This is a genomic window from Enterovirga sp. (assembly GCF_028290205.1).
Lineage (GTDB): Bacteria > Pseudomonadota > Alphaproteobacteria > Rhizobiales > Beijerinckiaceae > Enterovirga.
Genome location: NZ_JAQGKF010000171.1, coordinates 1 through 10,816 on the forward strand (window position 1 = coordinate 1; position 10,816 = coordinate 10,816).

Annotated in this window: 8 protein-coding genes; all 8 read right to left on the bottom strand. The window is 69.3% G+C overall.

Annotated elements, in window-relative coordinates; genetic code table 11:
- Positions 1-857: 857 nt before the first annotated feature.
- Positions 858-1,781, bottom strand: coding sequence for a hypothetical protein (locus JWR86_RS12470; RefSeq protein WP_299565879.1), 924 nt, complete (start codon positions 1,779-1,781; stop codon positions 858-860).
- A gap of 384 nt (positions 1,782-2,165) precedes the next feature.
- Entirely contained in the window at positions 2,166-3,821 is a 1,656-nt protein-coding gene (locus JWR86_RS12475; RefSeq protein ID WP_299565881.1) for a hydantoinase B/oxoprolinase family protein, read from the bottom strand.
- Positions 3,818-5,881: a hydantoinase/oxoprolinase family protein gene (locus JWR86_RS12480; protein WP_299565884.1), complete on the bottom strand. Its 2,064-nt coding sequence runs from the start codon at positions 5,879-5,881 to the stop codon at positions 3,818-3,820. The genes JWR86_RS12475 and JWR86_RS12480 overlap by 4 nt, the downstream gene beginning before the upstream one ends.
- 46 nt (positions 5,882-5,927) lie before the next feature.
- Positions 5,928-7,067, bottom strand: coding sequence for an ABC transporter ATP-binding protein (locus JWR86_RS12485; protein ID WP_299565887.1), 1,140 nt, complete (start codon positions 7,065-7,067; stop codon positions 5,928-5,930).
- Positions 7,068-7,077: 10 nt separating this feature from the next.
- Positions 7,078-8,175 (bottom strand): extracellular solute-binding protein, encoded by a 1,098-nt coding sequence (locus JWR86_RS12490; RefSeq protein ID WP_299565890.1) that lies wholly within the window; start codon positions 8,173-8,175, stop codon positions 7,078-7,080.
- Between the two features lie 27 nt (positions 8,176-8,202).
- Positions 8,203-9,003, bottom strand: coding sequence for an ABC transporter permease (locus JWR86_RS12495; RefSeq protein WP_299565893.1), 801 nt, complete (start codon positions 9,001-9,003; stop codon positions 8,203-8,205).
- Between the two features lie 10 nt (positions 9,004-9,013).
- Positions 9,014-9,835 carry an ABC transporter permease gene (locus JWR86_RS12500; RefSeq protein WP_299565896.1) on the bottom strand — a complete coding sequence of 274 codons (822 nt, stop codon included), beginning with the start codon at positions 9,833-9,835 and terminating at the stop codon, positions 9,014-9,016.
- A 49-nt stretch (positions 9,836-9,884) separates the two neighbouring features.
- A complete protein-coding gene (locus JWR86_RS12505; protein ID WP_299565900.1) occupies positions 9,885-10,637 on the bottom strand; it encodes an SDR family NAD(P)-dependent oxidoreductase in 753 nt (250 codons plus the stop codon).
- Positions 10,638-10,816: the final 179 nt, after the last annotated feature.

The following is a 10,816-nucleotide window of genomic DNA, read 5'->3' on the forward strand; positions in this document are numbered from 1 at the left end:
GCGCGGTCAGAGCTTGGCGTCTCATATGAGCGAAGGCGATCACCGTCGATCACAGGTGCATGCTGGACCGCACCGGGTCTCGCCATATCGTGTCGCCTGAGGCCGCAATGGGCCAGCGTGTCGCTCATCTGGTGACTGGCAAGATGATCGACGTTTTCGAGTTCGAGGACGGCTTTGCCACTCTAAAAACAAGATCGCCTCTTGAGGCGGTTGGCAAAACTCTGGAAAAGTCCGCCCTGAGCAGCGAATGCGGCGTGACCCTTGTCGGGGTGAAGCGGCCGAAAGCCGACTTCACGCACGCGAGGCCTGAGACAGTAATTGAGGCAGGCGACCTCACAGCTTCTGCTGTCCCCCCGCGCGGCAACTTCGTTCAGGTCAGTCGCGGTCGCCGGGCAGGCTGTACCCCGGGCCAGCCAGGCCGGCCGCGAGCTGCGGCATCCCCCGTGTTTCGGGAGGGGGAGCGGGTGCTCCTGCGCTCTCGAATGCTCGCTTGCTAATCGAGCGCCGCGCGCGCAAGTTGCAGCAAGCCGCCCCGGCCGAAGTCGGAAGCCGCCATGCGAGTCCGTCTTGTCCTCTTCGCCCTGGCGTTCGCGTCAGCCATTCTGTGCGACGCGTTCGGAGATCCTGCCTATGCAGCGACCCAGGCTTGCCGGAACCGCTATAACCGCTGCCTGAACTTCTGCGCGGCGAGGAACCCTCCTCTCACGTCAGCCTGCGTCCGCAACTGCAACACGGCCGAGGACGCCTGCAACGAACGATCTGTCCCCAGAAGGCCATTGCCTCGGGATCGCGGGCGCTGACCGGGCGGCGCCGCCCATTCCTTTGGACGGCCGCCGAATGCCCAGGGCCGGCCGCCGTCAGAGAGCGGGCCCAGCCACCGTTCCGGCCGGAGCAGACGCCAGCACCTCCCTGAGGGTGCCGAAATGCGTCTGCACCTGCCTGTGCAGCCAGTCTGCCGCCTCGGGCCACTTGGACGGATCACCGATCAGAGGGCCTTCGCGCACGAGGAGCCAGTCGCTGTTCCCGTCCCGGAGCGGCGCGCCGATCTGTGCCTCCAGTCGCTCTCGGTAGGGGGCCAATTGCTCGACGACGGCGGCGATCGGCACGGAGGCCTGGCCCCGGACATACACGCCGCAGCCCTTGGCCAACCACGTGCCAACAGTGACGTTGCCGGCGACACGCAGCCACTGATTGGTGCCCTTGCTGACCTTCATGCCGATCGCCTCATCCCCAGGGTGGCGTTGCATGTACAGCGCCCAGAAGTCCCGATGCCGGCTGTCGGAGGTTGCTTCCGCCTCGGCTTTGCGGAGCTTGAGGTCGCGCTCGAAATCGTTCGGCCGCACGACGACGTCGAAGATGGGCGCAACCGGGCTGTCCCCGATACGGACCACGCGGAGCTCGACGGCAAAGAACCGGAAGTCCGGTGGCGTGTGGTCGTTCAACCACTGCATCGCCGAGACATGCTCCGCCTGGAACCTGGTGCTCACCCAAATGATGGTCTTGGCCTCGAGCCCGGCCAGGTAGGTCATGAGCTGGCCGAGATGAGAATGGTCCGTTTTCTCCAGCTGATTCTCGATGAGCACCGTTTCGCCGCGTTTGTTGCGGGCGACGATGTCGGCCGAGAACGGGCCCACGGCCTGCTCCGAGCCGAGGAGCTCGAGATCTTCGTTGATGGCCTCACCGAGACGGTCGAGCTGGCCTGCCAGCCACGGCGTGAAGTCGAGCGCCTCGTGCCGCCAGACTGTTCGGGGCTCGATGGGCAGCAGCCGACCGATCTCCATCAGGACGTTCCCTCCGCAGCGTCACCGGGAACGGCGCTTCGCCGTCTCCTCGCCGTGCCCTGCCGCGGGATAGCGTAGCAGTTCGAGCGCTGGCCCTGCGGCTTGTTCCCCTCGCACCTTTGTCCAAGAGGTCCGCAGGTGGGCTGGGGGCGCTCGGGCCGAGGAGCACACGCGCGGCTGAGCGCGCGCCAGGAGAGCCCGAAGCTCCGATCCTGGCAGCCATGCAACCGGGGGTCGGCCGGCCGGGCAGAATTCGTCAACCCACTCGTGCTAAGCAGAGGGGGAGGTCAGCAGGGCCTTCGCGGCGCTGGTATCACTGATCTCCCCTGAAGGGGGCGGCCCGCGGTCGCCCCCTTTTTCGGTTGGGCCGTGCCGGCCGCGCCGTCAGCCGGCGGCCAGCACCTTGCCGTCGGCCAGGTCGGCGGCGGTTGCCGCGGCGGCGCGACCGGCCGGCGGATTGTAGCCGGCTCCGCCCGCCGTCTCGATCAGCAGCCGGTCACCGCGGTGCAGGGTCGACACGATCTTGGACGGAATCGGCTCCTGCGTGCCGTCGGCCCGGATCACCACGGCGCGGGCGGATTGGCCGTCCTCGCCGCCGAACAGGCCGCGCGGCTGGCTGAAATGCCGCTCGCCCCTGTAGGACATGCTGATCTCGTCCGTCAGCATCTCGAATTCCCGGATGGTGCCGAGCCCGCCCCGATGCTCGCCAGCCCCGCCGGAGCCCGGCCGCAGCGCGACCTGGAGCAGCCGGATCGGCGATTCCAGCTCCAGCGCCTCCGCCGGCAGGTTCATGCCATTGGTGGCGTCGGTCTCGATCACGTCGACCCCGTCCAGATAGCGCGAGGCGCCGCTGCCGCCGGCGATCTGGTCCGCCGTCACGAAGGCCGCGCCGGAGGGCGTGCGACCGCCCAGCGCCAGCATCACCATCTCGCCCGAGGACGCGGCCGGCACCCGGTCCGGCAGCACCTCGGCCAGCGCCGCCAGGATCGACCCGGCCACCCGCTTGATGGTGGCCGTGCGGGCGTTCACGGCCGCCGGCTCCTTGGGGTTGAGCAGGCTGCCTTCCGGCAGGTGCAGCGAGATCGGCCGGAAGCAGCCGCCATTGGTCGGGATCTTCGGGTCGGTCACGGCCCGGACCGCGAAACAGGCCGCCGCCAGCGTGCCGGACGGAACGCAGTTGAGCGGCCCGCGCACCTGCGGGCTGGTGCCAGTGAAATCCAGATGAATGCTCTGGTCCCGCACCGTCACGGCCACTTCGATGCGGATCGGCTTGTTGAGGTCGATGCCGTCGTTGTCGAGAACGTCGACATAGCGGTAGGTGCCGGGCGGGATCTCGGCCAGCGATCGGCGCGTCATCCGCTCCGACAGGTCGAGCAGCTCGTCGAAGATCGCCGTGGCGGTCTCCGTGCCGAGGCGATCGGCCAGTTCGCACAGCCGCCGCGCGCCGACATGGGTCGCGGCGACCTGGGCGAAGACGTCGCCCATCACGGTGTCCGGGATGCGGACGTTCTGCCGGATCATCGCCACCAGCGTCTCGTTGAGCACGCCGGCGTCATAGAGCTTGAGCGGCGGGATCCGCAGCCCTTCCTGGAAGATCTCGGTCGCGTGCGTCGGCACCGAACCGGCGCTCAGCCCGCCCATGTCCTGGTGGTGGGTGATGGCCGCGCTGAACGCGATGATGCGCCCGCCGTGGAACACGGGCTGGATCACCATGATGTCAGGAAGGTGGGTGCCGCCCAGATAGGGATCGTTCAGGGCGTAGATGTCGCCCGGCCGCATGGTCTCGGCCGGCCAGGTCTTCATCGCGGTCTCGACGCCCGGGATCAGGGTGGCGAGGTGGATCGGGATGGCGCAGGCCTGGGCCAGGGTCGCGCCGCCGGCCGTGAACAGGCCGGCCGAGGCGTCCAGGCCCTCCTTGACGATCGGCGAGAACGAGCTGCGCAGCAGCGTCGACTGCATCTCGTTGGCGATGCCGTCGAGCTTGTGGCGCGTGACCTCGACCGTGATGGGGTCGAGGCTGGACGGGGTGCCTGAAGTCACGCGGCGGTCTCCCTTTCGATCAACAAGGCCCCGCCCTCGGCGAGGCGGGCGGTCCAGCCGGGCTCCACCAGCGTCGTGGTGTCGGCCTGGTCGATGATGGCCGGGCCTCGGATCTGGGTGTCGGGTCCGATCGCCTCGCGCTGCCAGATCGCGGCCTCGACGCGCTGGGCGTGCTGGCGCACCCGGATCATGCGGCGGCCCGGCGCCGGCGGCGTGCCGGTCTCGGCGGCCCGCATGGGCACGCCGCCGGAGCTCGGCGCCCGCTGCACGACGCGCAGGTTCACGATCTTGGCCGGGTGCGCGATGCGGTGTCCGTAGATGCGGTCATGCGCGTCCAGGAAGTCCTCGTAGGCGCGCTGCAAGGGCTCGGCCGCGGCCGGATCGAAGGGCACCTCGATGTGGTAGGACTGGCCCACGTAGCAGAGGTCGAGCGCATAGGCGGTCTGGACGCGCGCCTCGGGCACGCCCTCGGCGGTGATCAGCTCGCGGCAGCGGGCCTCGACGCCCGCGAACGCGTCCGTCAGCTCGGGCAGGGCGACGTCGGCGAGGCGCCGCGGAAAGGCGGCCGAGACTTCGTGCTCGATCGGCGCGCCGAGGAGCCCGGCGGCCGCCAGGACCCCCGGATTGGGCGGCACGATGATGGTGTCGATGCCCAGTTCCTCGGCCAGCGCCGTGGCGTGCATCGGCCCGCCGCCGCCGAGCGGCAGAAGCGCGTAGCGGCGCGGATCGATGCCGCGGCCGATGGACACGAGGCGGATGGATTCGGCCATCTGCGTGTTGACCACGCGGTGGATGCCGAGGGCCGCGTCCTCGTCGGAGAGCCCGAGCGGCCGGGCCACGGTGTCCCGGATCGCCGCAGCGGAGAGCTCCGGCCGGAGGCCGAGCGCCCCGCCCGCGAAGCTCGCCGGGTCGATATAGCCGAGCACCAGGGACGCGTCCGTGACGGTCGGGGCGGTGCCGCCGCGGCCATAGCAGGCCGGGCCCGGTTCGGAGCCGGCCGATTGCGGGCCGACCTTGAGCGAGCCGGCCGCATCCATCCAGGCGATGCTGCCGCCGCCCGAGCCGACCGCGGTGACGTCCACCATCGGCACCCGCACGGTGAAGCCGTCGATCAGCCCCTCGGTGCGGATCAGCGGCCGGCCGTCGGTGATCAGCGCGATGTCGCAGGAGGTGCCGCCGATATCCACCGTGATGAGGTCGCGGTGGCCGGCGGCCATGCCGACATCCAGGCCGCCGATCACGCCGCCGGCCGGGCCGGACAGGAACAGCCGCACGGGCCGCCGCCCGGCGATGGGCGCCGAGGCGAGGCCGCCGCGCGACTGCATGACCTGCAGCGGAATGTGGATGCCGCTGCGCAGGAGCCCGGCCTCCACATCGGCCAGGTAGCGGGCGACCACCGGCTTCACATAGGCGTCGAACGCCGTGACGCAGGTGCGCTCGTATTCGCGGAAGGCCGGATCGACCTCGTGTGACAGGGACACCGGCATGTCGGGCGCCATCTCGCCGATGATCGCCGCAATGCGCTTCTCGTGGGTCGGATCCAGGAAGGAGAACAGCAGGCAGACGGCGATCGCCTCGATTCCGGCCTCGACCAATTCCGCGACCGCGCGGCGCACGTCCGCCTCGTCCAGCGGCACGACCACCTGGCCGGTGCCGTCGAGGCGCTCGCGCACCTCCTTGCGGTCGCGGCGGGGGGCGAGGTACACAGGCGGCTGGGCCCGCAGCGCCAGGTCGTACATGTCCCGCCGGCTCTGCCGGCCGTTCTCCAGCACGTCCCGGAAGCCCGCGGTGGTGATGATGCCGGTGCGGGCGCCGCGGCGCTCGAGCACGGCATTGGTCGCCACCGTGGTGCCGTGCGCGAACAGGGTCACGTCGGCCGAGGCGACGCCCCATTCGGATTGCGCGAAGGCGAGAGCCGACAGGATCGCGGCAGACGGATTGCTCCGGGTGCTCGGGACCTTCTTCAGCCGCACGCTGCCGTCGCTGCCGCGGCAGACCATGTCCGTGAAGGTGCCCCCGGTGTCGATGCCGATCTCATACGTAGTTCCCGCCCGGCTCATGGGCTCCCTTCCAGTGTTTTTGAGAGTTGAGGCGCTCGCGCGCGGGTCAGGAGGCGGCGCGCGCCCCTGGGTCGTTGCGCCGGAACGCGAGCGCGCTCTCCGGGCGCCAGCCGACCAGCACCGCACTGCCGACCGCGAGGGTGCCGCTGGTGGCCGGCTCGACATTCGGCACCATGGCGACCACCCTGCCCACGCCCTCGACAGCGACGTGGTGATAGGTGAGCGCGCCCATATAGACGCTGTGGGTGATGGTGCCCGGAAAGGCATGCCCGGCGGTCGGCACCGCCTCGTGCGCGGCCGCCACCCAGACCTTCTCAGGTCGGACGACCACGTCCACCTCGTCGCCCGGCGCGATGTCGGGCGCCAGCGAGACCGGAACCAACCGGCCGGCCGTCAGGGTCACCGTGCCGAGCTCCCGGCCACCTTCCGCCACGCGGCCGTCGAGGACGTTCGAGAACCCGACGAAATCGGACACGAACCGGGTCCGCGGGCGCTCGTAGATCTCGGCCGGTGTGCCGCTCTGCACGATGCGGCCGTCCTCCATCACCACCACCCGGTCGGAGAGCGTGAGCGCCTCCTCCTGGTCGTGGGTGACGAAGATGGCCGTGATGCCGACGGCGCGCTGGATCTCCCGGATCTCGATCTGCATCGACTCGCGCAGCTGCCGGTCGAGCGCGGCCAGCGGCTCGTCGAGCAGCAGCACGCTCGGGCGCGTGACGATGGCCCGGGCCAGCGCGACGCGCTGACGCTGGCCGCCGGACAGCTCGGAGGGGCGGCGCTCGCCGAAGCCGCCGAGCCGCACCTGGGCCAGCGCCGCCGCGACCTCCTGGTCCATGGTGGCGCCCGCCACGCCGCGCATGCGCAGGCCGAAGGCCACGTTCTCGGCCACGGTCATGTGCGGGAACAGGGCATAGCTCTGGAACACCATGCCGATGTTCCGTTTCCACGGCGGCAGGGTGTTCACGAGAGCCCGGCCGATGCGGATTTCACCCGCATCCGGCCGTTCGAGGCCCGCCACGATGCGCAGCGTCGTGGTCTTGCCGCAGCCCGAAGGGCCGAGCAGGCTCACGATCTCGCCCGGCTCGATCGCCAGCGAGACGCCGCGCACCGCAGGAACGGCGCCATAGGACTTGGCGACCCTGGTCAGCTCGACGCCGACCGGCTCGCCCCGGATCTGGTCAACCATGCGAACGTAATCAGCCTTTGAGAGTGCGGTCGATCAGCATCTTCAGCTTCGCCATCTCGGCGCCGAGCTTGACGAAATCGGGCTGAACCAGCCGGGTCACGGCATCCTTGGCGCTGATGATCGCCGGGTTGCCCTTGAGGGCGGCCGGGATCTCGACCCGCGAACTGGCGGGCGAGTAGAAGCCGCGCTCGATCCAGGCGAGCTGGCATTCGTCGGACAGCCAGGTGTTGAGGTAGCGCTGCGTCAGCTCGCTGACGGCCGGCGAGAAGCCGGCGCAGACCTGCATGTGCCCCGTCCACTGCACGGCGCCCTCCTTCGGGATCGTGAAGGCGACGTTTTTGCCCTGCGACTTCGCCATGGCGGTCCAGGAGCCCCAATGCGGCGCGAGCCACATCTCTCCCCGATGGATCAGGTCCTCCTCGGCGGTGGGCGAGTTCACCCAGGCGCCGATATTCTCCTTGTGCGGAGCCCAGGCCTTGATGCCCTCCTCGACGCTCGGCCCCTTGCCGGTCGTGACGGCCGCCATGATGTACGCGTCGTAATAGGCGTCCCACATCGAGACCCGACCCTTGTATTTCGGGTTCCAGAGGTCGGCCCAGGACTTCGGCTCTTCCACCTTGTCCGGGTTGTACATGATGCCATAGGGCGACAGGTGGAACGGGATGCCGAACCCGCCCGGGGTGGCCAGGCCGTCCGGCAGGGCCTTGGCGTTGGGCACGAAGGCCGGGTCGAACTTCGCCCACATCTTGTCGGCGTTGCCGCGCTGCGCGAACAGGTCGTTGACCATGGCGCCGCTGACGACCGGGTTCGCCCGCTGCGCCAGCATCTTGGGATAGCCCACCGCGTTGGACGCGATCTCGAAGGTCACCTCGGTCGCGGGCTTTTCCTTCTTGAACAGCGGCAGCGTCACGTCGCGCAGGATCTCCGGCACGAGGCCGGGCTGCGACAGGATCGTGAGCTTGGACACGTCGCCCGCGCTCGCCTGGGCCAAGGCCTCGGCGAACTGGAACAGCGACGTGCCGCCCGCGCCCGCTGCAAGCAGCGTCTGCAGGATTCGCCGCCGGGTTGCATGGCCGTCGAAGGCCCTCAGGAGATCATCGTGGCTCATGGTCTGTCCCTTTCTGCGCGGCGTAGGTCAGGAGAACTGGCGGCCGAGGCCGACGAGCTTCTCGATCACGACGATGGCGATCGTCGTGAGGCCGAGCAGGATCGTGGAGATGGCGGCCAGCGTCGGATCAAGCGTGAACTCGCTGTAATTGTACATCTCGAGCGGGAGGGTCATCAGGCCCGGCCCGACCAGGAACATCGACACCGTGAACTCGTCGAAGGAGATGATGAGCGAGAAGGTGATCCCGGCGAGCAGCCCCGGCCGCAGCAGCGGCAGCGTGACGTGCCGAAAGGTGCGCCAGCGGTTCGCGCCGAGGGTCTGGGCCGCCTCCTCCAGGCTCCTGTCGATCTCCGACAGGGTCGCGATGGCGGTGCGCAGCATGTAGGGCAAGGTCAGCACCACGTGGGCGCAGACGAGGCCGGCGATGGAGCGGAGCAGCCCGAGCGGGCTGAGCACGAGGGCCAGCGCTGCCGCCAGCACGATGGCCGGGAAGATCAGCGGCGTCATGAACACCAGCAGCAGCGTGTCCCGGCCCGGGAAGCGGTAGCGCACGAAGGCGAGCGCCGCGAGCGTGCCGACCACGAGCGAGATCGACGTGGCCACCACGGCGACCGTGGCGCTGACCCGGAAGGCGCTCGCGAATTCCGGGCGCTCGAGGATGTTGGCGAACCATTTCAGCGAGAAGCCGCGCGGCGGAAAGATCAGCGACGCGTCGGTGCTGAAGGCCAGCGGGATGACGATCAGGACGGGAAGCGCCAGGAACAGAAGCACGAGGCCGACATAGCCGGCCAGAAGGCGCTCGCCGGGGCGCGGGGGAGAAGCGGTCACGTGAAAACTCTCAGCGACGGGCGTGACGGCGGATGAACATGCCGTAGAGGCCGAGCACGACCAGCGTGCCGGCGGTCAGCACCATGGCGGCGGCGGCGCCGGTCGGCCAGTCGACCAGCACCACCATCTGCTCCTGAATGGTGATGGCCAGGACGGCAACCTGTCCCCGACCGAGCATGATCGGCGTGACGAACACGCCGACCGAGATGCAGAACACGATCACCGAGCCCGACGCGATGCCCTGGACGGAAAGCGGCAGCGTCACGGACAGAAAGGTCCGCACCGGGTTCGCGCCCAGGATGTTGGCCGCCTCGGCATAGCTGCGGTCGATCTTTCCGAGCACGGCCGCAATGGACAGGATCATGAAGGGCAGGAGGATGTGCACGAGCCCGAGCACCACGCTCCAGAAGCCCTGCATCAGCCGGAGAGGCTCATCGATCGCGCCCAGAGCGCGCAGGACGGCGTTGATCAAGCCCTCGTTGCCCAGGATGATGGTCCAGCCAATCATCCGGACGATGATGCTCACCATCAGGGGGGCGATCACGCCCAGGAAGACCAGGTGCTTCCAGCGCGAGTTGGAGCGGGCCAGGTACCAGGCCACCGGATAGCCGACCAGGGCGGCGATCACGGTCACGACGGTCGCGAGCGCGAAGGTGCGGCCGATGATGCGCAGGAAATACGGGTCCGACAGGACGGTCCCGTAATGCTCGAGGGTGACGCGCGTCGCATCCGGGAACTTGTCCTGGAGCGAGACCGCCAGCATGGCGGCGATCGGCCACACGAGGCCGAGGCCGATCACCACGATTCCGGGGGCCAGGAGGGCCAACGGCATCAGCCGTGACACATCCCTCACCCGCCGTTGCGACGCCATGGGCACGGCGTCAGTTGATCCACTGACCGCCGTCGACATCGATGATTTCTCCGGTGATGAAATTCGGCTCGACCGTGGCCAGGAAGGCCACCACGACCGCGATGTCCTCAGGGGTGCCGATGCGCCCGAGCGGGATGGTGTCGATGATCGGCTGCCGGTTGGCCTCGATCAGGTTTCGGGTGAGCGCGGTTTCCACCGATCCCGGGCAGATGGCGCTGACGGCCACGTGCGGGGCGAGTTCCTTGGCGAGCGCCCGGGTCATGCCCAGGATGCCGGCCTTGGCCGAGCAATAGGCAAACTTGCTGACCGCGGATTTAGCGCCGCCCGTCGTGGCGCTCACGGACGAGATGTTGACGATCCGGCCCCGGCCCGCCTCCACCATCGCGGGCGCGACGTTGCGGCACCAGTTGAAGCAGCCCTTCAGGTTGATCGCGAGCGTGCTGTCCCACTCGGCTTCGGTGATCTCGAGCAGGCCCTTCGGCTGCGAGACCCCGGCGTTGTTGACCAGCACGTCGACGCGGCCGAACCGCTCCAGGAAGAACTTGGCGCTCCGCGCGACCCCGGCGAAATCGCTGACGTCGCCCGGCAGGGCCACCGCCTCGGCGCCGCTGCTGCGGATCTGCTCCACCGCCGCGTCCAACTCAGCGCCCGGCAGGTCGGCGAGCCCGATGCTGAAACCCTTGGCCGCGAGAGCGACGGCCGTGGCCAGGCCGATGCCGCGGCCTCCTCCGGTCACGATGGCCGTCTTGATCGTCGTCGTCATGGTACGCGTCTCAAAACCGATTGATCCTCAGAAAGCCGGCACCGTCGGCCCGCCCTGGGCAACTTCGCAATCCGCATGCCGCGCAATCCACTCTCTGCGCAACCCCTGAATCGCGCCCCACACAGCGCAGGGCGCCACGACCGGGTCGCCGGGCCGAAGCACCCTGCCCGGCGACCCGG

Coding starts and splice junctions, on each gene's coding strand:
- JWR86_RS12480 (WP_299565884.1), bottom strand. CDS start 5,881: ATGAGCCGGGCGGGAACTACGTATGAGATCGGCATCGACACCGGGGGC.
- JWR86_RS12470 (WP_299565879.1), bottom strand. CDS start 1,781: ATGGAGATCGGTCGGCTGCTGCCCATCGAGCCCCGAACAGTCTGGCGG.
- JWR86_RS12505 (WP_299565900.1), bottom strand. CDS start 10,637: ATGACGACGACGATCAAGACGGCCATCGTGACCGGAGGAGGCCGCGGC.
- JWR86_RS12485 (WP_299565887.1), bottom strand. CDS start 7,067: ATGGTTGACCAGATCCGGGGCGAGCCGGTCGGCGTCGAGCTGACCAGG.
- JWR86_RS12490 (WP_299565890.1), bottom strand. CDS start 8,175: ATGAGCCACGATGATCTCCTGAGGGCCTTCGACGGCCATGCAACCCGG.
- JWR86_RS12500 (WP_299565896.1), bottom strand. CDS start 9,835: ATGCCGTTGGCCCTCCTGGCCCCCGGAATCGTGGTGATCGGCCTCGGC.